The organism is Nocardiopsis deserti, assembly GCF_008638355.1.
GTDB classification, from domain to species: Bacteria; Actinomycetota; Actinomycetes; order Streptosporangiales; family Streptosporangiaceae; genus Nocardiopsis; species Nocardiopsis alborubida.
This window is the reverse complement of sequence record NZ_ML703347.1, coordinates 306,115-326,643: the sequence shown is the minus strand read 5'-3', so window position 1 is coordinate 326,643 and position 20,529 is coordinate 306,115. Positions and strand designations below refer to the sequence as shown.

Genomic DNA, 20,529 nt, shown 5'->3' with positions numbered 1-20,529 from the left:
GGTGGGTCCGACACGGCCGGGGGACCGCGTCGCGTCGTCGTCCTCGCCGGGTGCCGGTCGGCACCCGGGCCGACCGGACCGGTCGCCGTCCGTCTCCGCGGCCGGGCTAGGCCGCGGGGTCGCGGTTGTACAGCCTCCTGGCCCACAGGTAGGAGACCAGGGCGATGCCCGCGCACCAGGCGACCGCCGCGACTCCGCTGTCACCGGTCCCGGTGCCCGTCAGCAGCCCGCGCAGCGTGTCGATGACGGGCGTGAACGGCTGGTACTCGGCGAACCAGCGCAGGCCGCTCGGCAGCGTCTCGGTCGGCACGAAGCCACTGCCGAGGAAGGGCAGGAAGAGCAGTGGCATGGGCAGGTTGCTGGCCGACTCAACGGTCTTGGCGAACAGGCCCAGCGCCACCGACAGCCACGTCAGGGCGAACGAGACCATCGCCAGCAGGCCGACGGCCGCCAGCCACTCCGCCGGTCCCGCGCTGGGCCGGAACCCGATGAGCAGCGCCACCGCGGTGACCATGCCCGCGCTCAGCATCGCCTGGACCAGGCTGCCGACGACGTGTCCGGTCAGCACCGACACCCGGGCGATGTCCATGGTGCGGAACCGGGCGATGATGCCCTCGGTCATGTCCATCGCCACCGAGATGGCCGTCCCCTGGGCCGCGCTCACCACCGCGATCAGGATGATCCCGGGTGCGATGTAGTCGAGGTAGTCGGCGCGGCTGGCCGCGGCCCCGCCCGCGCCGGGGCCCATCGCGCCCCCGAAGACGTACACGAACAGCAGGAGGAAGAAGATCGGCATCCCGGCCAGGAGCAGCGTCATGGACGGGTAGCGCAGCATGTGCCGCAGCTGGCGGGACACCATCGTGGCCGAGTCGCCGACGGCGTGGGTGAGGGCGGTCATCGGTTCGCCTTCCGTGCGTTGTCGTCGGCGCTCCGGTGGCCCGTGAGCGCGAGGAAGACGTCGTCGAGGGCCGGGGTCCGCACCGACAGCTCCTCGGGGGTGATCGACGCGGTGTCGAGGCGGTCCAGGAGGTCGCGCAACGAGGCGACCCCTCCTCCGCCGGGCACCCTGAGCGCCAGCGCGTCGGCGTCGGCCTCGCCGCCCAGGACCCGGGCCGCCGACTCCAGCGACTCGGCCTCGGTGAAGCGCAGGAGGACGTGGCCGCCGGGGACGCCGCGCTTGAGCTCGGCGGCGGTGCCCTCGGCCACGATCGTGCCGTGGTCCAGGACCGCGATGCGGTCGGCGAGCTGGTCGGCCTCCTCCAGGTACTGCGTGGTGAGGAAGACGGTGACGCCGTCGGCCACGAGGTCGCGGATGATCTGCCACATGTCCCGGCGGCTGCGCGGGTCCAGGCCGGTGGTCGGTTCGTCGAGGAAGATCAGCCGCGGCCCGCCGACCAGGGTCATCGCCAGGTCGAGGCGGCGGCGCATGCCCCCGGAGTAGGTGGAGGCGGGCTTTCCCGCCGCGTCGGCGAGGTCGAAGTGCTCCAGGAGCTCGGTCGTGCGCCGGGCGGCGCGGCCCCGCCCCAGACGGTGCAGCCGCGCCATGAGCGTCAGGTTCTCGCGGCCGGTGAGCAGGCCGTCCACCGCCGAGTACTGCCCGGTGACACCGATCGCGGCGCGCACAGCGTCGGGCTCCGTCGCCACGTCGTGCCCCATGACCCGGGCCCGGCCGCCGTCGGCGCCGATCAGCGTGGACAGGATCTTGACGATGGTGGTCTTGCCCGCGCCGTTGGGCCCCAGCAGCGAGAACACGGTTCCCGCGGGGATCTCCAGGTCGACGCCGTCCAACACGGTGTGGTCGCCGTAGGACTTGCGCAGTCCGGTGACCGTGACGGCCGAACGGGGGGTCTGCTGGTTCATGTGCGGTCTCGTCTCTGTCTGTTCAGGACCGGTGGACCATGACGTCGCCGTGGACGCTGCGGGCGCGGATCTCGACGGTCTCCTCGGCGGGGCCGGGTCCCTCGGCGGCCTCCAGGGAGCTGCGCACGACGCCCTTCTTGGACACCGCGTCCAGCCAGGCGGCGGTGCCCTCGCGGACGCCGATCTCCAGTTCGCCGAAGGCGGTCTCGATGTCGACGCCGCCCCGGACCACCTGGCCGAGTCGGATGCTGCCGTGGTGGGTGCGCGCGGTGACGGAGGCCAGGGCGCGGTCGGCGGTGATGTCACCGTGCGCGGAGTTGGCCCGCAGGTCTCCGGTCACGGTGCCGAGGGTGAGGGCCCCGCCCGTGGACTTGACCACGGCGGAGCCGCCGATCTCCCCCGCGCGGATCCAGCCGTACCCCGTGGTGAGCTCGGCGTTGCCGGTGACGCGGTCCACGGCGATGTTTCCGTGGGAGAGGGCGATCTCGGACGCGCCCAGGGGCCCCTCGCAGCGGACGCTGCCGAAGCCGCCGGTGGCGTGGACGCGCGAGCCCGCGGGCAGTTCGACGGTGATGTCGACCATGCCCTTGCGTCCGATCACGCGGCCCAGGCCCGAGGGCTGGGGGTCCCTCACCTGGAGGCGGCCTCCGGCGTAGTCGACCTCGACCTGCCCGGCGGCCCGCACGTCACTCTCCTTGGCCTCGTCGCGCGGGCGGACCTCGACGGTGGTCTCGGTGCGGCCTCCGGCGCTGATCTGGAGGTTTCCGGCGACCAGGGTGATGTCGGCGGTGACGGGTTCGGGGGTGTCGAAAGTTGGCATGGCTGTCTCCCTGACGTGGCGCTGGTGGTCGTCTCCGCTGGTGGGAGACGCGGTGGTGGTGGAGGTCCGGCGGCCGGGTCCGGTCAGCGGACCCAGCCGGTGTAGCCGCGGCCGATCTGGCGTGCCCGGGTGTCGGGTCGGCGCCTGCCGCTGTCGAGCGACGCGGTCACCGCGCGCACCAGCCAGGCGTTGACCGACAGCCCCTCGCCGCGGGCCGCCTCCTCGACGTGCGGCTTGAGGCGGTCGGGCAGGCGCAGGGTGATCCGCGACGTTCCCCCGTCCTCGGCGTCGGCCCGGAGCTGCTCCGCGAGGACCCGGTCGACCTCTGTGACGTCACTCTGGCGCGCCTGCGGCGTCGACAGGCCATCATCTTCGGCGTCCTCGAAATCGGGTGACGTCACGATGAAGTCGGTCTGCCGCCCGCGCAGCCGGACCTCGACCGAGCCGGGCGCGAGGTCGCGCGTGATCTCGTCCGCGGCGGCGGAGAGCGCGTCCAGCAGGGTCAGCCGTGCAGCGGGCTCCAGGGCTGCACTGAGGCGCTCGGCGATGACCCGGGTGTCCTCACTCCCGGCTTCGGCGGCCACCTGGAGCTGGCGGCGGAGTTCGTCGACGTACGGCATCAAATCCATGACGTCATTATGGCGTCAATAATGACGTCATGTCAAGCCCCACCGCCCGAGCCCGACGCCACACCCGCCCGCCCGCGCCACCACCTGACGCCTCTACTTGCCCACTATTCCTACCAACATGGTAGATTTACCTCCGTCGCCAGGTCGGCGCCGGATCCGGCGCCGAGGGGGCCCGGCCCCGGGTGCTCCGGTCCGGGGCCGGACACCGCGCCGACCTCCACCGCCCCCCGCGTATCCCTCCCCACCGGAAGGCCCACATGCGCACGCTCGTCCTCCTCGCCGTCGCGGGATTCCTCGCCCAGCTCGTCGACGGCAGCCTCGGCATGGCCTACGGCGTCACCTCCACCACCCTGCTCCTGCTCTTCGGCACCAACCCGGCCGCGGCCTCGGCCACGGTCCACCTCGCCGAGATCGGCACCACACTGGCCTCGGGCGTCTCGCACTGGCGCCTGGGCAACGTCGACTGGAAGGTCGTCCGGCGCATCGCGCTGCCCGGCGCGGTCGGCTCGTTCGCCGGGGCGACCTTCCTGAGCTGGCTGTCCACCGAGGCCGCCCAGCCGGTCATGTCCGGCATCCTGCTCGCGCTCGGCCTCTACATCCTCATCCGCTTCACCGCGTGGGGCACCCCGACCCGGAACCTGGACAAGCCCCTGCGCCGGCGCTTCCTGGCGCCGCTCGGTCTGGTGGGCGGGTTCGTCGACGCCACCGGGGGCGGCGGCTGGGGCCCGGTCGGCACCCCCGCCCTGCTGGCCAGCGGGCGCATGGAGCCGCGCAAGGTCGTCGGCACCATCGACACCAGCGAGTTCATCGTCGCCCTCGCGGCCAGCCTCGGCTTCCTCGTCGGGCTGGGCGCGGCCGGGATCAACGTCGGCTGGGTGCTCGCGCTGCTGGTCAGCGGGATCATCGCCGCGCCGATCGCCGCCTGGATCGTGCGCTACATCCCGCCCCGGATCCTCGGCTCGCTGGTCGGCGGTCTGATCGTGCTGACCAACACCCGGACGCTGCTCGGCACCGACTGGCTGTCCCCTCCCCCGGCACTCCAGACGGCCGTCCACGTGCTCGTGTGGGCGGCGTGGACCGGCGCCGTGGCCTGGTCGCTGCGCGCCCACCTCGTCGAGCGCCGTACCGCCCCCGCGGTACCGGAGGAGGGCGCGGAGCCGGACACAGCGCGCGACACGGAGCAGGAGGAGCGGCGGTCCTCCGGCACCGCCTCCTGAGGGAGGCCCCGGCGCGGGGCGCCACAGCGTCCGGCCCGGGCCCGCGGGCGGGTCAGTCCAGCTCGCGGGCCAGCAGCGGGATCTGGCCGCCCGCCAGCACCGCCTGAACCTGCGCCGGGGAGAGCTGGTGGTCCAGCCGGTACTCCTCGTCCCTGGTCGTGTTGCGCACGGTCAGCTCGGAGCCGGAGGACAGGGCCTCCTCCAGGCCGTCCAGGACGAGGACGTCGCCGGAGCCGACGCGGTCGTAGTCGTCGGGCTCGGTGAACCGCAGGGCCAGGACCCCGAAGTTGGCGAGGTTCTGCCAGTGGATACGGGCGAAGGACTTGGCGATCACCGCGCGCAGACCCAGGTAGCGGGGGGTGATCGCCGCGTGCTCGCGGGAGGAGCCCTGCCCGTAGTTCTCCCCGCCGACCACGACGTGGCCGCTCTCGCGGCCCGCCTCCCTCGCCCGGCGCGGGTAGTCCTCGTCGATCCGGGTGAAGGTGAACTCGGCGAGCTGGGGGACGTTGGAGCGGTAGGGCAGCGCGCGGGCGCCCGCCGGGGAGATCTCGTCGGTGGAGACGTCGTCGCCGACCTTGAGCAGCACCGGCGCCTCGATCCGGTCGGGCAGCGGCGGGAAGTCCGGCAGCGCGGAGATGTTGGGCCCCTTGACGAGTTCGACCCGCGCGGCCTCCTCCGGCGGCAGCGGCGGGACCAGCATCGCGGTGTTGACCGTGGCCCGCTCCGGCAGTCGCAGGTCGGGGTGGGCCGTGCCCAGCTCCCCGGCCAGGTCGCGCGGGTCGGTGATGACACCGGTGAGCGCGGAGGCGGCGGCCGTCTCGGGTGAGCACAGCCACACCGCGTCCTCCTTGGTGCCCGAGCGGCCGGGGAAGTTGCGCGGGAAGGTGCGCAGCGAGTTGCGGCCGACGGCGGGCGCCTGGCCCATCCCGATGCAGCCCAGGCATCCGGCCTGGTGGATGCGGGCCCCGGCCTGGATGAGGTCGAGGGTCGCTCCCATGCGGGTCAGGTCGGAGAGGATCTGGCGCGAGGACGGGTTGACGTCGAAGCTGACCGCGCTGTCGGTCTGGCGGCCCCTGACCATGGCGGCGGCGATCGCGTAGTCGCGCAGCCCCGGGTTGGCGGAGGAGCCGATGACGACCTGGCTGACGTCGGTGCCCGCCGCCTCGCGGACCGGGACGACGTCGCCGGGCGAGGAGGGACGGGCGATGAGCGGCTCCACCCGGGACAGGTCGATCTCGTCGGTCACGTCGTAGTCGGCGTCGGCGTCGGGCAGCAGTTCGGTGAAGTCGTCCTCGCGGCCCTCGGCGCGCAGGAAGTCGCGTACCGCGCCGTCGGAGGGGAAGACCGTGGTGGTGGCGCCCAGCTCGGCGCCCATGTTCGCGATGACGTGGCGGTCCATGGCGGTGAGCGTGGCGACCCCGGGGCCGTGGTACTCGATGATCCGGTTGAGCCCGCCCTTGACCCCGTGCCGCCGCAGCATCTCCAGGATGACGTCCTTGGCCGAGGTCCACGGGGGCAGCTCGCCGGTGAGGCGCACGCCCCAGATCCGCGGTGCCCGGACGCGCAGCGGGCGCCCGGCGATGGCCATGGCGACCTCCAGGCCGCCGACGCCGACCGCCAGCATGCCCAGCGATCCGGCGGCGCAGGTGTGGGAGTCCGAACCGACCATCGTCGCTCCGGGCACCCCGAAGCGCTGCATGTGCGTGGGGTGGGAGACGCCGTTGCCGGGCTTGGAGTACCACAGGCCGTACCGGCGCGCCGCCGAGTGCAGGAACGCGTGGTCCTCCGCGTTCTTCTCGTCGGTCTGGAGCAGGTTGTGGTCCACGTACTGCACGCTGACCCCGGCCCGGGTGCGGTCCAGGCCGAGCGCCTCCAACTCCTGCATCACCAGGGTGCCGGTGGCGTCCTGGGTGAGGGTCTGGTCGACGGAGAGCCCGATGACCTCTCCGGGCACCATCTCCCCCTCGACCAGGTGCGCGTCGATCAGTTTGCGCGCGACTCCGCGTCCCATGGCGATCTCCCCTCGTCCGCCTCCCCCCGCTCCTGACCGCACGGGCGCGCGGCAAACGGCGCCCGGCGAACGGGGGTGCCGCCGGTCCGGTGCGCGACGGGCCGGGGACCGCCGGGCGGAGGCGGCCCGTCCGACCCGTCCCGCGGGGGATCTTCCGATGAGGGGGTTGTCACACGGGGGCGTGGTTCCTACCATGGTGCCCGCCAGTCGAATCGATTCGACGAATCCGTGCGACGGATTGTCGAAGCGATTCGACAATCATGAGGGGGAGGGAGCGCGATGGTGACCATCAAGGACGTCGCCGCGGCGGCGGGTGTGGCCCCGAGCACGGTGTCCTACGTGCTCAGCGGCTCCCGCAGCGTCTCCGAACGGACCCGGACCGCGGTGCGGACGGCCATCGACGAGCTGGGCTACCACCCCAACGCGGGCGCGCGCTCCCTGCGCAGCTCCCGCACCCGCGTGATCGCGCTGGCCCTGCCGCTGGCCTCGCCCGGCTACCTGCCGGTCGGCGGACGGTTCATGTACGGGCTGAGCCGCGCCGCCGGGGAACTGGGCTACGACCTGCTGCTCCTGACCGTCCGCGACGACGACGCCGGGGCGTACGGACTGGAGCGCGCCGCGCGCAGCAGGCTCGCCGACGTCGCGGTGATCATGGGCGTGGAGATGGAGGACCCCCGCATCGGCGCGATGGACGCGCTGGGGTTCCCCGTGGTCGTCCTCGGCCGCCCCTCCGACGAGGACGCCGCGCCCTGGGCCGACCTCGACTGGGAGGAGGCCGCGGCCGCCTCGCTGCGCCTGCTGCACGGGGCAGGGCACCGCGACCTGTGCTTCGTGTCGACGGTGGAGGAGGACATCGCCTCGGGCCGCAGCTACTCCGTGCGCGGTCTGCGCGGCGCCGAACGCGCCGCCGCCGAACTCGGCGTCCCCGTGCGCGTCCTGCCCTCGGCGAAGGACCCCGCCGAGCTGCACCGGCGGCTGGACGCGCTCTTCGACGGCGCGCACCCGCCCACCGCGCTCGCCGTCCAGCACCCCGCCGCCGTGCCCGGCGTCCTGCGCCACCTCGCCGCGCGCGGCACCGACGTGCCGGGGGACGTCTCCCTGGTGGCCATCGGCAGTTTCCCCGAGGACCTCGGAGGACTGGACGTGACCCGGATCGAGCTGCCCGTCGAGCGGATGTCGGCCGCCGTGACCCGGCTGGCCGCCGAGGCCGCGCGCGGCAGCCCGGCCCTCCTCGGAGCACGGAGTGAACTCATCCCACCCGAGATCACCCCCGGGGGGACGGTCGCCGCTCCCCCGGCCTGACCGCTCCCCCACCTGTCCCGACGACCCGCTCGCCGGACCCGACGGCCGGTCGCGGCCCCGGCGGCGCCTGCCCCCGGCCCGACGCGACCGACGCGCTGATCCCCGACCCCCGCCGAAGAGGCCCCCCGACATGCACGAACACCCACACCGCCCACTACGAACGGCGTCGGCGGCCGCCTGCGCCGCGGCGCTCGCCCTGACGGGCGTCGGCTGCGCGGCCGAGCGCGACCCGAGCGTGTACACCGTCATGAACTCCAGCACCGACGAGCCGTACCACACCTGGGACCAGGAGGCCATGGACGCCTGCGGCGAACAGGTGGGCGTGGAGGTGCGCCAGATCAGCGTGCCCGCCGACCAGCTCGTGCCCAAGGCCCTGCGGATGGCCTCCTCCGACTCGCTCCCCGACGTGCTCTCGCTCGACGGCTCGGACCTTCCGCAGTTCGCGGCGGCCGGGGGCCTGGTACCGCTGGAGGACCTCGGCATACCCACGGCGGACCTGTCCGAGGGCGCGCTCTCCATCGGCAGCTACGAGGGCGTGTACTACGGCGCCGCACGGTCGGTGAACTCCCTGGGGCTCTTCTACGACACGGCCGCCCTGGAGGAGGCGGGCATCGACCCGCCCCGGACCTGGGCGGAGCTGGAGGAGGCCGCCGCGGAGCTGACCGGGGGCGGGCGCTACGGCCTCGCGATCAGCGCCCTGGCCACCGAGGACGGCGTCTACCAGTTCCTGCCGTGGCTGTGGTCCAACGGCGGCGACGAGAGGGAGCTCGCCTCGCCGGAGTCGGTGGAGGCGCTGGAGTACGTCACCTCGCTGGTCGAGGCGGGATCGGTCTCCCCCTCGGTGGTCAACTGGACCCAGGCCGACGTCAACGACCAGTTCATCGCGGGCAACGCGGCCATGATGGTGAACGGCCCCTGGCAGCTGCCGGTCCTCCAGGAGCACCCCGACCTGGAGTGGGCCGTGGCGGAGATCCCCGTGCCCGAGGCCGGGGACACCTCGGTCGCGCCGATCGGCGGAACCACCTTCACCGTGCCGGTCAACGGCGAGGACCCCGACCGCGAACGCGTGGCCGGCGAACTCGTGGCCTGCCTGACCACGGCTGAGGCGCAGCTGGACTGGTCGACCAAGGGCAGCAACGTGCCCGTCGACACCGAGGCCGCCGAGCGGTACCGCGACCTGGTCCCGGAGCTGGCCCCGTTCGTGGACCAGGTGCGCACGGCGCGCAGCCGGACCGAGTACGCCGGTACCGAGTGGAACACCTACTCCCAGGCCATCGGCACCGCGCTACAGGCGGCGCTCACCGGTGAGGCGAGCCCCCAGGAGGCCATGGAACGCGCCCAGGCGCGGGTCGAGGCGGAGTTGGAGGGCCGCTCGTGACGACAACGACGACGACAACGACGGCGACGACCGCGCCGCGCGGGCGCCGGAACCCCGCGAACCAGAACCTCGCGAAGTGGCTGTTCGTCGCCCCGGCGCTGCTGTACATGCTGCTGTTCTTCGGATACCCGCTGGTCCGCAACGTGGTGATGAGCTTCCAGGACTACACCTTCTCCACGTACTTCACGGGGGAGGCGCCGTTCAACGGGCTGGACAACTGGCGGGCGGTCTTCGCCAACGAGCTGTTCGGCGCGTCCCTGTGGCACACCCTCCTGTTCACGCTGGGGTCCCTGGCGGGCCAGTTCTGCATCGGCATGGCGCTCGCGGTCTTCTTCAGCCGCCGCTTCCCGCTGTCCGGGATCATGCGGTCCCTGCTCCTGCTGCCGTGGCTGATCCCGATGGTGGTGGCCGGCACCGTCTGGCGCCGGGTCCTGGACCAGGAGACCGGCGTGCTGAACGAGTCGCTCCAGGCGCTCCAGATCACGTCGTCGGCCGTGCCCTGGCTGAGCAGCCCCGACTTCGCGCTGCTGTCGGTGGTGCTGGTCAACATCTGGATCGGCATCCCCTTCAACATGGTGATCCTCTACGGCGGGCTCCAGGAGATCCCCGCGGAGCTGCGCGAGGCGGCCGTGCTCGACGGCGCTGGCCCGCTGCGCACCTTCTTCGGGGTGACCCTGCCCCTGCTGCGGCCCGTCGTGACCGTGGTGCTGGTGCTGGGCTTCATGTCGACCGTGAAGATCCTGGACCTGATCCTGGCGCTGACCAACGGCGGCCCGGCGCACTCCACGGAGACCCTGGGCACCCTCACCTACCAGCTGTCCTTCCTCCAGCTCGACTTCGGCCAGGGAGCCGTGGTCGGCAACGTCCTGATCCTCGTCAGCATGGTGTTCGCGGTCATCTACCTGCGCGCCAACCGTGGAGGTGTCACCCGATGAGCGCCGCACCCGAGAGCACCGCCCCCGCCCCGGCGGGCCCGACCCGGCACGGCGGGGCACCGGCCGCCGCACGGCCCCGGCGCCCGCTCATGACGCGCAGGGCGCGGGGCGACGCCGTGAGCGCCGTGCTCGGCGTCCTGATCCTGGCCGTGCTGCTGTTCCCGCTGTACTGGATGGTCAACACGGCGCTGCAACCGGGCGCCGCGATGGTGGAGCTGCGGTGGTTCCCGCGCACGCTCGACCTCGGCAACTTCCAGCGGGCCTGGGAGTCGCAGGCGGGCAACCTGCTCACCTCGATCCTGGTGGCGCTCGGCGCGGTCGCGGTCTGCCTGCTGGTGGCCGCCCCGGCGGCCTACGCCCTGGCGCGGTTCCGGCTGCGCGGCGCGGAGACGGTCGTGTTCGCCACCCTGATCACGCAGATGGTGCCGGGCATCGTCGTGGCCAACGCGCTGTACAACGCCTACGTCGAACTGGAGCTGGTCAACTCCTACCTCGGGCTGATCCTGGCCGACGCGTCCCTGGGCATCCCCTTCACGATCGTCCTGCTGCGCGCGTTCATGGTGTCCATCCCCGAGGAGGTACTGGAGGCCGGGATGCTCGACGGCGGCGGACGCCTGCGCGTGCTCGTCTCGATCGTGCTGCCGATGAGCCGCAACGCGCTGATCACGGGCAGCCTGTTCACCTTCCTGTTCGCGTGGTCGGACTTCCTGTTCGCGCTGACGCTGAACACGACCGACGCGGTCAAGCCCGTGACGCTCGGCATCTACGAGTACATCGGCGCGCACGTCGGCGACTGGGGCGCCGTCATGGCCGTGGCCGTCCTCTCCTCCATCCCCGCGGCGGTGCTCCTGGTCGTCGCGCAGAAATACGTGGCGGCCGGGATCTCCGGGGGGTCGATCAAGTGACCCGCCGCCGCCCGCACCACCGGCGAACCGAGACCACGACGACAGGGAAGGGCCGCCCATGAAGTTCACCGACGGTTTCTGGCAGATGAGGGAGGGAGTGCGCGCCAACCGCGCGCACGAGGCCCGCGACGTGCGGGTGCACGACGACCGGTTCACCCTCTACGCCCCGGTGCGCCCGATCGGGCACCGGGGGGACACGCTCAACACACCGCTGATCACGGTGGACTGCTGGTCGCCCGCGCCCGGCGTGATCGGCGTGCGGACCACGCACCTGGCGGGCTCGGTCCGGCGCGCGCCGGAGTTCGACGTGCGCAGCGACCCCGGCGCCGCGCCCTCCGTGAAGCGGGACGGTTCCTCGGTGGAGCTGACCAGCGGGGACCTGTCGCTGCGGGTGGCCACCGAGGGCCCCTGGCGGATGGAGTTCCGCGCGGGCGGCACCGTGCTGACCGGCTCCGACGCCAAGGGCACCGCCTTCGTGGAGGACGCGGACGGCTCCCACCACATGCTGGGGCAGCTGTCACTGGGGATCCGCGAGCTCGTGTACGGCATGGGCGAGCGGTTCACGCCGTTCACGCGCAACGGCCAGACCGTGGACATCTGGCAGGCCGACGGCGGCACGAGCAGCGAGCAGGCCTACAAGAACGTGCCGTTCTACCTGACCAACCGGGGCTACGGGGTGTTCGTGGCGCACTCGGGCCCGGTGTCGTTCGAGGTCGGCTCGGAGTCGGTGGGCCGCGTGCAGTTCAGCGTGGAGGACCACGCCCTGACCTACTACGTCGTCCACGGGGAGAGCCCCAAGGAGATCCTGGCCCGGTACACCGCGCTCACCGGCCGCCCCGCGCTGCCGCCGGAGTGGTCGTTCGGGCTGTGGCTGTCCACGTCGTTCACCACCTCCTACGACGAGGACACGGTCAACCGCTTCATCGACGGCATGGCGGAGCGGGGCGTGCCGCTCAGCGTGTTCCACTTCGACTGCTTCTGGATGCGCGAGTTCCACTGGTGCGACTTCGAGTGGGATCCGGCGCTGTTCCCCGATCCCGTGGGCATGCTCTCCCGGCTCAGGGACCGGGGGCTGCGGACCTGCGTGTGGATCAACCCCTACATCGCCCAGCGGTCGGCGCTGTTCGAGGAGGGGTCCCGGCTGGGGCACCTGGTCCGGCGGCCGGACGGGACCGTGTGGCAGTGGGACATGTGGCAGGCGGGGATGGCGCTGGTCGACTTCACGTCCCCCGACGCCCGCGCGTGGTACGCCGGGAAGCTCAAGGCCCTGCTCGACATGGGTGTGGACTGCTTCAAGACCGACTTCGGCGAGCGGGTGCCGACCGACGTGGTCTGGGCGGACGGCTCCGACCCGCAGGCCATGCACAACTACTACACGCACCTGTACAACGAGACGGTGTTCGACCTGCTGACGCGCGAGCGCGGTGAGGGGGAGGCCGTCCTCTTCGCGCGCTCGGCCACGGCGGGCGGGCAGAGCTTCCCGGTGCACTGGGGCGGCGACTGCGCCTCGACGTTCGAGGCGATGGCGGAGAGCCTGCGCGGCGGCCTGTCCCTGGGGCTGTCGGGGTTCGGCTTCTGGAGCCACGACATCGGCGGCTTCGAGGGCACACCCGACGCCGCGGTGTTCAAGCGCTGGCTCGCGTTCGGCCTGCTCTCCTCGCACAGCAGGCTGCACGGCAGCCGCTCCTACCGGGTGCCGTGGGACTTCGACGAGGAGTCCACCGAGGTGGCCCGCGCGTTCACCCGGCTCAAGTGCACGCTCATGCCCTACCTGTTCGGAGCGGCCGTGCAGGCCCACCGGGAGGGGACGCCCATGATGCGCGCGATGCTGCTGGAGTTCCCCGACGACCCGACCTGCGACCACCTGGACACGCAGTACATGCTGGGCGAGGACCTGCTGGTCGCCCCCGTGCTGAGCCCGGACGGCTCCGTGGAGTACTACGTCCCCGAGGGCGTGTGGACCCACCTGCTCACGGGCGAGACGGTGCGGGGCCCGGCCTGGCGCCGCGAGACCCACGGGTTCGACTCCCTGCCCCTGCTGGTGCGGCCGCACGCGGTCCTGCCGGTCGGCGCGGTGGACGACCGTCCCGACTACGACTACACGGACGGGCTGACCCTGCACGTGTACGGGGCCGGGGACGCGGCCCCGGCGTCCACCACGGTCGTGCCGTCCGCCGACGGCTCGGCCGCCGCGGTCTTCCGGACCGAGCGCTCGGGGGACGGGGTCACCGTGGAGGCCCAGGCCGCTCCGTCCCACGGGTGGCGGGTGCTGCTGGTCGGCGTGCGCGCGGCCGGGGCCGACGGCTCCGACGCGGAGGTCACCGTGACTGACGACGGCACCCTGGTGTCAGTCCCGGCCGGGACCGCCCGCGTGGGCCTGCGCCTGACCTGACACGCGAGGCCCCCGGCGCGGTGCGCCGGGGGCCTCCACGCGTCGCTCCGCCGTGCCGCGCCCGGCGGACGCGGCGCCGTCACTCAGCCCGCGCGGACCGGGCGGAACCGGCGGACGCGCGGGCGGACGAAGGCCCGGCGGCGGTCCCGGGTGCGCAGGCGGAACGCCGCCCCCGCCACTCCCACCGTGGCCAGGAACCACGCGGGTCCCAGCAGCAGGTACGGGAGCGGCACCGAGTCCTGGAAGCCCGCCGCGACCCCGGTCTGCATGGTGCCGTAGGCGGGCAGGTAGCGCACGACGTCACTGTCCGAGGACGGGTTGGACACCGGGTTCTGCAAGCCCATGTCGATGATGGACAGCATGACGATGCAGAACATGCCCTCCAGCTCGCCCCGGAGCAGGGCCGCCAGCATCACCCCGATCCCGCCGAAGGCCAGCGCGGACCCCAGCAGGGAGAGCCACAGCATGAACGGCTGTTCGGGGACCCAGTACCAGCAGATCACCGACACCGCGTAGGCGCAGACCAGCGCCGAGGCCGCGACCAGCGCCGTGAGCTTGGCCGCGAGCAGGTGGAGGCGCGGGTACCCGGCCATCGCCAGCCGCTGGTCGAACCCGAAGGAGCGGTAGGTGACGATGAACATCATGAACCCGACGATCAGCGTGACGGCGTTGACGGCGCCGGAGATCTTGCTGACGTGGTTGCCGTGCACGGTGACGGTCTCCCCGGTGGCGCGCAGGAGGAACCGCGCGTCGGCGTCGGCGATCACCAGGTGGACCAGGGTGATCCAGGTGGGGATGAAGAGCACCACCAGGACCAGGGCCAGCCGGTTGCGCAGGTGCTCCAGCAGGGCCATGCGGGTGGCGGTGGCGTAGCGGGTCCAGGCGCGGCGCATCACCGGCCACCCGCCGCCGTGGGAGCGGAGGGGGCCGGCGAGGACGCCCCCTCCACCAGGCGTCCGCCCTCCAGCCGCCACAGGCGGTCGAAACGCACCGTGTCGAAGGCGATGTGGGAGACCACCAGCACGGAGCGGCCCCGGTCGCGCAGGTCCGCCGCCAGCCGCCAGAACCGCTCGTAGGTGTCCCAGTCGAACCCCTGGTAGGGCTCGTCCAGGAGCAGCAGGCGGGGGTCGTGCATCAGCGCGAGGGTGAGGTTGAGCTTCTGGCGGGTGCCGCCGCTGAGCGTGGAGACCCGGTGGTGGAGGTACTCGGCGAACCCGAGGGCGTCGAGGAGTTCGCGGGCGCGGGACAGGTCGGGCAGGTCGTGCGCGACCTGGAAGAGGCGCAGGTGCTGGGCGACGGTGAAGGCCGGGTTGAGCACCGTGTGCTGGGGGCAGTAGCCCAGGCTGCCGGGGTGGTCCACGGTGCCGCGGTCGGGGGCGAGGACGCCCGAGAGGATACGCAGCAGGGTGGACTTGCCGGAGCCGTTCTCCCCGACCAGTCCGGCCAGGCAGGCCCCGGGGAGTTCGAGTTCGGCGCCGCGCAGCACGTGGTGGCGGCCGTAGGACTTGTGGACGCCGCGGACCCGCAGCGCCGGTGTGGGGGTGGATGCGTGTGTCATCGGTCTGCTCACTCGTGAGGGAGGGGGAGGGGGCGGTTCCTACTCGCGTTCCCGGCGGGCGGCGTAGGCGCCGAGGGCGCCCATCATGACGGAGGTCCACGTGCAGGGCACCAGGTCCCGCAGGGGCTTCCACGTCCGCTCGACCAGGCCCTGGGCCTCCACGGTGCAGGCGGTGACCGCGCCGCACTCCTCCAGGGAGGCCGCGGCGGCGGCCACGGTCGCCTCGTCGGCGTCGCCGTCGCGCACCGAGTACCAGAGCTCGCGCACCCGGCGGGGCGGAAGCAGGGCCACGGCGTGGGCCAGTGGCATCGTGACCTTGCCCGCGCGCAGGTCCTCGGCGGTGTGCTTGGTCGCCGAGCGGCCGCCGCCCTCGACGGGCGCGGTGAGGCCGCGCAGGTCCATGACGTCGTCGGAGATCTGGTAGGCCAGCCCCACGGCGTCGAAGTACTCGCCCAGCGCCCGGAACTGCTCCTCCCGGGCACCGGCGACGAGCGCGCCGATCTCGGCCAGCCCCCGCACGGGCGCCGCGGTCTTGAGCCAGTGGCCCGATCGCACCCGCCTCAGGAGCGCCTCGGCGTCGCCCGTCTCCACGGCCGCGTCCATCGCGGCCCGGTGGCCCGCGATGTCGATCGCCTGACCGCCGTGTCCGGCCCGCAGCGCCCGGAGGTAGACCTGGTAGACGCGCAGCCTCAGGGCCGTGTCGTCGGGCAGAACCCGGTTCAGGACGCGGTCCAGCGCGAAGTAGGCCGCCGTCCCCGCGTTGATGGAGGCCGCCTCGCCGAAGACGACGTGGGCCGCGGGTCGGCCCCGCCGCAGCGGTGAGCGGTCCTCGACGTCGTCGACCATGAGGCAGCCGGTGTGCAGGAGCTCGGCGGCGGCCACCAGCGGCCGGTAGGGGCCGCTGTCGACGCCGAACAGCTCGATGGCCGCCATCGAGACGTAGGAGCGCCAACTCCTGCCCAGGCCCGCGGTGGTGTGCCGGACCGGGCCCACGAGCGACGCGTGCAGGTCCTCCAGCACCGCGTCGTCGAGCCGCTCGGGTCGGTGCTCGGTTCCGGCCAGCTCGGCCAGGGAGCGCGCGTCCGGCTCCGCCGGGTAGAGGCGGTCGATCTCCTGGCGGGTGATCGCGCGGACGCGGGTGACGTGGCGTTCGAAGTCCTCGATCCGGGTGTCGGGGAAGACCTCCCACAGCCCGTGGCCGCGGACCGGCCGGCCGCCCATCGTGCCCTCGGCGTCGGCGTGGGCCTCCAGCGTCCCGGAGTGGGCGGTGACCGAGGCCGTCTCCTGGCGCGGGAACCACGCCGCGGCCCGGAGCCGCAGACCCAGGAGCGGAACCTCCACGTCACAGGCCGTGGGGTAGGTGTTGAGGGTGGTCAGGGAGGTCCAGGGGCACAGGCCGCGCAGGGTCGCGGACGCCTCGACGCGCTCCCCGCCCGGGGAGGACAGCACGGCCGTCGCCTCGTGCGCGCTCGGGGCCCCGTCCGGGGCGTCGGCCCCGCCGGTGCGGTGGACGGCCAGGTCCCATCCGTTGTCCAGGCGGATGCGGGCACGGGACCAGGAGGTGTCACGTCCGTCCCGCGCCGGGAGGAGGTCCCCGCCGAAGGCGCGCTCGTGCCAACCCAGGCCGGTGACCCGCACGGAGCGCTCCCGCAGGCGGAGGACGCCCGTGGCCTCCAGACCCGGAGTCTCCGGGTCCGTCGCCGTGCGGGCGCGGACCGTGTCGGTGTACTCGCGCGGGTGGCCGTCGTCTCCGGACGCGCCTCCCCCGGGTGCGCCGTCCCCCGGCGGGGACAGCCGCAGCCGGAAACCGGACTCCTCCCCACGCGCCTCGACGAGGAGGCCGCCCCGCCCGTCCTCGCGCAGACGCGCCACACCCCCGGCGTCCAGGTCCAGGGGTGCCTCCCGCCACCGCGCTCCGCGCGGGAGCAGGCGGTCGGGTTCCGGCAGGCGCCCCTGGGAGAGGGCGTCGAGGAGCGCCCGGCGCATCCGCGGATCGGTCGCCCGGTCGGACCCGACGAGGGCGCGAACCGTGTCGACGCACGCCTGGTCCACCCACGACTCGCCGCCGTGCTCACGTGCGCGGCGGTCGGCCACGTACCAGACCGCCTGGTGGGCGTCCGAGCCCTCGGCCGCCGCGTCGCCGAGGCGGGCGAAGGAGAACACCAGACCGTACTCGTCCGCGCCGTCGACGAGGCGGAACACGAACCGCCGCCTTTCGGGCCCGCCCCACGGGTCTGGTGCGTCCGGCTCCGCGCCGGAGCGCGCGCCCCTCCCCCGCCCCTCGGAGTCGTCCCGTGTCTCCGGGTCCCCGCCATGTCCCCACGCGTCCATCGCGCCCACTTCCCGCTCGTACGGCCCGGGGCCACCGCCCCGGGTACAAACGGAGAGTATCGGATCAATTACCCAACGGGGTAACCGGTGGGAAGAGCGGCTGAGCTCCGGCCCACCGGGCATACCCGGGAGGCTGGGAGCGAGCCGTTCCGCCTGGCGTTCCGTGATGTGACCACCGGCGAGGGGTTCGTCGCCATGCCCTTCGCCGCGCCCCGGGGCCGCCTCATTCCAGCAGGCGACGCGCCATCCAGCCCAGAGCCCGCGCCATGCGCTCGGTGTCCATCCCGGCGGCGTCGCGCTGGTGGGCGAAGAGGTCGGGGTCCAAAGGCGCGAGGAGCTGGTCCACCAAGGCCTCGCGGTCGACCCCCGGGGTGTCGACGAGCAGCGTGCCGACGTGCGCACGCCAGAAGGCGTAGGCGCCGGTGGCGAAGCGCTTCCGGCCGGTCTCAGCACCGAGCACGAGTGGCAGGTGGCGATCCAGGAGGTCCATGGCCGCGGCGTAGAAGGCGGCCAGGCGCTCGGCGGGCGCGGCTCCAGGACCGAGCGGGGGCGGCCCGTACATGATCTCGCCCTGGAGACGGCGCTCGTGCTCGTCGAGCAGGGCTACAGCCACCGACCCCGTGTCCGGATAACGGCGGTAGAGGGTGGCGCGACCGACACCGGCCGCCTTGGCGATGTCCCCCATGGTCACCGTGCGGGGGTCGGCCTCGGCGAAGAGGCACTCGGCCACGGCCAGGATCCGCGAGCGGTTGCGTGCGGCGTCCGCGCGCTCGCGCGGCTGACCGCCTTCCGCAGAGTGCGCGATGGGGAGCGGGACCGCGCCGGCCGGTACGACGACCTGATGCGGAGCGTGTTCGTCACCGTCTTCCATATGCGAATGGTACGGCACCCCGAAGCCATGTGGACACCACGTCCGCTTACGTGCTACTGATGGACCGTAAGCGGACATTGTGTCCACATCATCTTCGAGGAGAGCCATGCACACCGCACTGCTCGCGGCGGCCCTGTTGATCGGCTGTCTGCTGGCGATCCAGGCCTCGGTGAACCAGCAGCTCAACAAGGCTGTCGGCACTCCCTACGGCGCGTCGGCACTGCAACTCGCCCTGGCCACCGGTCTGCTCCTGCTCCTGAGCGTGTTCGCGGGCACGGTCACCGACCTCACCGGTGTGACCGACGCCCGGTGGTGGTACCTGCTGGGTGGCCTGGCCAGCCCCTTCTACATCACCAGCGGCATCCTGCTCATCCCCCGGTTGGGAGCGGTCACCACCGTCGGACTGTTCGTGTCGGGACAGACGTTCGCCTCCATCGCCCTGGACCTGACCGGGGTCTTGGGCATCGAGCAGCGACCGCCATCCCTCGGCATGTTGGTGGGCGGCTTGTCCGTACTCACCGGGATCATCGTGATCGTGCGGGTGCAGAGCCGCGCCGCGGCGCCCCTACCCGTACCGGCCGCCACGGGCGGTGGGGGCGTCGGCACCGCCCCCCAGCATGACCGTCGACTCTCCCCTGGACGTCTGGGCTGGCCGGCCCTCGGACTGGCGGCGGGCGGAGTCCTGCCGGTGCAGGGCGCGGTCAACGCACAGTTGAGCGAGGTCCTGAGCGCGCCCCTGGCAGTGGCGACCGTCAGCTTCATCGTGGCGACCCTGGCCATCACCGTGTCGCTGCTGGTGCTGCTCGCCACGCGCCGAACGCCCCGGCCCCGGATGGAACCGCTTCGGCACATGCCGTGGTGGGGTTGGCTGGGCGCCGCCTGCGCGGTCGGCTACGTCACCGGCACCTTCCTGCTCATTCCCCTGATCGGCGCCGCCGTGACCGTGGCGTTGACCGTCAGCGGCCAGCAGATCGCCTCGGCCGCCACCGACCATTTCGGCCTCTTCCGCCTTCCCCGGCGCCCACTGACCTCAGCGCGGGCCACGGGCCTGGTCCTCCTCGTCGCCGGTGCCTTTGTCATCCAACTCCTCTGAGGGCCCCGTGAGAGAGCCCTACCGGGTCGCCCCCGGCATCCACGCCCTACCCCCGAGCTGCCCATCCCGGGACTGGGCCTGCATCCCGTCAACGCGTTCCTCGTCATGGCGGCGGAGCCGATACCCGTCGACGCCGGCATGCCAGTCGACTGCACCGCCTTCGAACAAGCCCTGTGCTCCCTGATAGACCCCGCCGATCTCCGGTGGATCGTGATCACGCACGACGACCGGACCGCACCGGGCTGCTGCCGCCTGCTGGAGACGGCCCCGTGCGCCCCTGGTCGCCCACCCCGTACCGGTCACCCGTTTGGCTGAGGAGTTCCGGTCGCCGCGGGAACGGGTCGTCACCGCCGCTCCGGGCGGACGGCTGCGGACGGCCGACCGCGTACTCAGCTTCCACCGGCCGCCGGTGTTCGACTCCCCGGGCGCCCTCGCGGTCCATGACCACGCCTCGGGGACCCTGCGGCGGTGGACTCCGCTTGAACCCAATTTCCGCACCTACCTTCCGAGGAGAAAAGCCATGACTGAAAACCTGACCCCACCGCCGGGAACCATCATCGTTTTTTCCGATATCTGGTGCTCCTTCGCCCATGTCGCCATCCACCGGCTACACGCCGCACGCAGCACACTGGGCCTGGAGAACGAGGTCACCCTCGACCACCGCGCCTTCCCCCTGGAGCTGCTCAACCGGGCCCCAAGCCCGCGTTCGGGCACCGACAGCGAAGTCGGCCGCATCGCCTCACTCGAACCGGATGCGGGCTGGCAGCTGTGGCAGGCGCCGGACTGGCTGTACCCGTCGACGACACTGCCCGCCCTGGAGGCGGTGCAGGCGGCGAAGGAGCAGGGCCCACGCGCCTGCGAACAGCTGGACCTCGCCCTGCGCAAGGCGTTCTGGGCCGAGTCGCGCTGCATCGCGAACCGGACGGTCATTCTCGAAGCCGCGGCCTCCGCCGACGGTGTCGACCCCGACCACATCGCGGCCGCGCTCGACGACGGCCGCGCACGCAGGTCCCTGTCCGAACAGGCGGCGGTCTCGGCCACCGACCAGGTGAACTGCAGCCCCCACCTCTTCCTGCCTGACGGAAGCGACCACGCCAATCCCGGTATCGACGTCGCCTGGGTCGGCGACTACGGCACCGGCTGGCCCGTCATCTCCTCTGAGGACCCCAAGGCCTACGAGGACCTCGTCCGCCGCGCCGCGGCCTGATCACCGGCCGCCCCGCCGAG

17 protein-coding genes are annotated in these 20,529 nt (G+C 72.8%); 8 read left to right on the top strand and 9 right to left on the bottom strand.

Going from position 1 to position 20,529, the window contains the following annotated elements:
* Positions 1-106 precede the first annotated feature (106 nt).
* The 4 genes from FYW99_RS01455 to FYW99_RS01440 all read right to left on the bottom strand — a co-directional run bounded on the left by FYW99_RS01455 (position 107) and on the right by FYW99_RS01440 (position 3,309).
* Positions 107-898 carry an ABC transporter permease gene (locus tag FYW99_RS01455; RefSeq protein WP_150249163.1) on the bottom strand — a complete coding sequence of 264 codons (792 nt, stop codon included), beginning with the start codon at positions 896-898 and terminating at the stop codon, positions 107-109.
* Positions 895-1,860 (bottom strand): ATP-binding cassette domain-containing protein, encoded by a 966-nt coding sequence (locus tag FYW99_RS01450; RefSeq protein WP_150249160.1) that lies wholly within the window; start codon positions 1,858-1,860, stop codon positions 895-897. Before FYW99_RS01450 ends, FYW99_RS01455 begins: the two co-directional genes overlap by 4 nt.
* A 22-nt stretch (positions 1,861-1,882) precedes the next feature.
* Positions 1,883-2,680, bottom strand: coding sequence for a DUF4097 family beta strand repeat-containing protein (locus tag FYW99_RS01445; protein WP_150249157.1), 798 nt, complete (start codon positions 2,678-2,680; stop codon positions 1,883-1,885).
* Between the two features lie 83 nt (positions 2,681-2,763).
* Entirely contained in the window at positions 2,764-3,309 is a 546-nt protein-coding gene (locus tag FYW99_RS01440; RefSeq protein WP_317846867.1) for a histidine kinase, read from the bottom strand.
* A gap of 257 nt (positions 3,310-3,566) precedes the next feature.
* Here FYW99_RS01440 and FYW99_RS01435 point away from each other — a divergent pair, with 257 nt between their 5' ends.
* On the top strand, positions 3,567-4,526 hold the full coding sequence (locus tag FYW99_RS01435; RefSeq protein ID WP_150249155.1) for a sulfite exporter TauE/SafE family protein: 960 nt from the start codon (positions 3,567-3,569) through the stop codon (positions 4,524-4,526).
* Positions 4,527-4,578: 52 nt separating this feature from the next.
* Here FYW99_RS01435 and FYW99_RS01430 read toward each other — a convergent pair whose 3' ends face one another.
* Entirely contained in the window at positions 4,579-6,537 is a 1,959-nt protein-coding gene (locus tag FYW99_RS01430; RefSeq protein WP_150249152.1) for an aconitate hydratase, read from the bottom strand.
* A gap of 279 nt (positions 6,538-6,816) precedes the next feature.
* Between FYW99_RS01430 and FYW99_RS01425 the strand changes: the two genes are divergently transcribed.
* The 5 genes from FYW99_RS01425 to yicI all read left to right on the top strand — a co-directional run bounded on the left by FYW99_RS01425 (position 6,817) and on the right by yicI (position 13,449).
* Positions 6,817-7,839 carry a LacI family DNA-binding transcriptional regulator gene (locus tag FYW99_RS01425; protein ID WP_150249149.1) on the top strand — a complete coding sequence of 341 codons (1,023 nt, stop codon included), beginning with the start codon at positions 6,817-6,819 and terminating at the stop codon, positions 7,837-7,839.
* Positions 7,840-7,969: 130 nt separating this feature from the next.
* The gene (locus tag FYW99_RS01420) at positions 7,970-9,217 is read left to right on the top strand and encodes a sugar ABC transporter substrate-binding protein (protein WP_150249146.1); all 1,248 of its coding nucleotides are present in this window, start codon (positions 7,970-7,972) and stop codon (positions 9,215-9,217) included.
* Positions 9,214-10,152 carry a carbohydrate ABC transporter permease gene (locus tag FYW99_RS01415; RefSeq protein WP_150249143.1) on the top strand — a complete coding sequence of 313 codons (939 nt, stop codon included), beginning with the start codon at positions 9,214-9,216 and terminating at the stop codon, positions 10,150-10,152. The genes FYW99_RS01420 and FYW99_RS01415 overlap by 4 nt, the downstream gene beginning before the upstream one ends.
* Positions 10,149-11,057, top strand: a complete 909-nt coding sequence (locus tag FYW99_RS01410; protein ID WP_150249140.1) for a carbohydrate ABC transporter permease — start codon at positions 10,149-10,151, stop codon at positions 11,055-11,057. Before FYW99_RS01415 ends, FYW99_RS01410 begins: the two co-directional genes overlap by 4 nt.
* A gap of 58 nt (positions 11,058-11,115) precedes the next feature.
* Positions 11,116-13,449 (top strand): alpha-xylosidase, encoded by a 2,334-nt coding sequence (gene yicI / locus FYW99_RS01405; protein WP_150249138.1) that lies wholly within the window; start codon positions 11,116-11,118, stop codon positions 13,447-13,449.
* Between the two features lie 83 nt (positions 13,450-13,532).
* Here the strand turns inward: yicI and FYW99_RS01400 are convergent, their stop codons facing one another.
* From FYW99_RS01400 to FYW99_RS01385, 4 genes are all read right to left on the bottom strand, one after another.
* Positions 13,533-14,342, bottom strand: coding sequence for an ABC transporter permease (locus FYW99_RS01400; protein WP_150249135.1), 810 nt, complete (start codon positions 14,340-14,342; stop codon positions 13,533-13,535).
* Positions 14,342-15,007: an ABC transporter ATP-binding protein gene (locus FYW99_RS01395; protein ID WP_150249132.1), complete on the bottom strand. Its 666-nt coding sequence runs from the start codon at positions 15,005-15,007 to the stop codon at positions 14,342-14,344. The genes FYW99_RS01400 and FYW99_RS01395 overlap by 1 nt, the downstream gene beginning before the upstream one ends.
* 39 nt (positions 15,008-15,046) lie before the next feature.
* Positions 15,047-17,209, bottom strand: coding sequence for a polyprenyl synthetase family protein (locus tag FYW99_RS01390; protein WP_223838629.1), 2,163 nt, complete (start codon positions 17,207-17,209; stop codon positions 15,047-15,049).
* Between the two features lie 352 nt (positions 17,210-17,561).
* Positions 17,562-18,209 (bottom strand): TetR/AcrR family transcriptional regulator, encoded by a 648-nt coding sequence (locus FYW99_RS01385; protein ID WP_150249127.1) that lies wholly within the window; start codon positions 18,207-18,209, stop codon positions 17,562-17,564.
* A 106-nt stretch (positions 18,210-18,315) separates the two neighbouring features.
* On the opposite strand from FYW99_RS01385, the gene FYW99_RS01380 reads away from it, so the two are divergent.
* Both FYW99_RS01380 and FYW99_RS01375 read left to right on the top strand, forming a co-directional pair.
* A complete protein-coding gene (locus FYW99_RS01380; protein WP_150249124.1) occupies positions 18,316-19,302 on the top strand; it encodes a DMT family transporter in 987 nt (328 codons plus the stop codon).
* Positions 19,303-19,822: 520 nt separating this feature from the next.
* Positions 19,823-20,509 (top strand): DsbA family oxidoreductase, encoded by a 687-nt coding sequence (locus tag FYW99_RS01375; RefSeq protein ID WP_150249121.1) that lies wholly within the window; start codon positions 19,823-19,825, stop codon positions 20,507-20,509.
* Positions 20,510-20,529 lie beyond the last annotated feature (20 nt).

Bases quoted from the DNA above. Each gene is read 5' to 3' on its own strand.
- FYW99_RS01455 (WP_150249163.1), bottom strand. From the start codon at position 898: ATGACCGCCCTCACCCACGCCGTCGGCGACTCGGCCACGATGGTGTCC.
- FYW99_RS01450 (WP_150249160.1), bottom strand. From the start codon at position 1,860: ATGAACCAGCAGACCCCCCGTTCGGCCGTCACGGTCACCGGACTGCGC.
- FYW99_RS01445 (WP_150249157.1), bottom strand. From the start codon at position 2,680: ATGCCAACTTTCGACACCCCCGAACCCGTCACCGCCGACATCACCCTG.
- FYW99_RS01440 (WP_317846867.1), bottom strand. From the start codon at position 3,309: ATGGATTTGATGCCGTACGTCGACGAACTCCGCCGCCAGCTCCAGGTG.
- FYW99_RS01435 (WP_150249155.1), top strand. From the start codon at position 3,567: ATGCGCACGCTCGTCCTCCTCGCCGTCGCGGGATTCCTCGCCCAGCTC.
- FYW99_RS01430 (WP_150249152.1), bottom strand. From the start codon at position 6,537: ATGGGACGCGGAGTCGCGCGCAAACTGATCGACGCGCACCTGGTCGAG.
- FYW99_RS01425 (WP_150249149.1), top strand. From the start codon at position 6,817: ATGGTGACCATCAAGGACGTCGCCGCGGCGGCGGGTGTGGCCCCGAGC.
- FYW99_RS01420 (WP_150249146.1), top strand. From the start codon at position 7,970: ATGCACGAACACCCACACCGCCCACTACGAACGGCGTCGGCGGCCGCC.
- FYW99_RS01410 (WP_150249140.1), top strand. From the start codon at position 10,149: ATGAGCGCCGCACCCGAGAGCACCGCCCCCGCCCCGGCGGGCCCGACC.
- yicI (WP_150249138.1), top strand. From the start codon at position 11,116: ATGAAGTTCACCGACGGTTTCTGGCAGATGAGGGAGGGAGTGCGCGCC.
- FYW99_RS01400 (WP_150249135.1), bottom strand. From the start codon at position 14,342: ATGCGCCGCGCCTGGACCCGCTACGCCACCGCCACCCGCATGGCCCTG.
- FYW99_RS01395 (WP_150249132.1), bottom strand. From the start codon at position 15,007: ATGACACACGCATCCACCCCCACACCGGCGCTGCGGGTCCGCGGCGTC.
- FYW99_RS01385 (WP_150249127.1), bottom strand. From the start codon at position 18,209: ATGGAAGACGGTGACGAACACGCTCCGCATCAGGTCGTCGTACCGGCC.
- FYW99_RS01380 (WP_150249124.1), top strand. From the start codon at position 18,316: ATGCACACCGCACTGCTCGCGGCGGCCCTGTTGATCGGCTGTCTGCTG.
- FYW99_RS01375 (WP_150249121.1), top strand. From the start codon at position 19,823: ATGACTGAAAACCTGACCCCACCGCCGGGAACCATCATCGTTTTTTCC.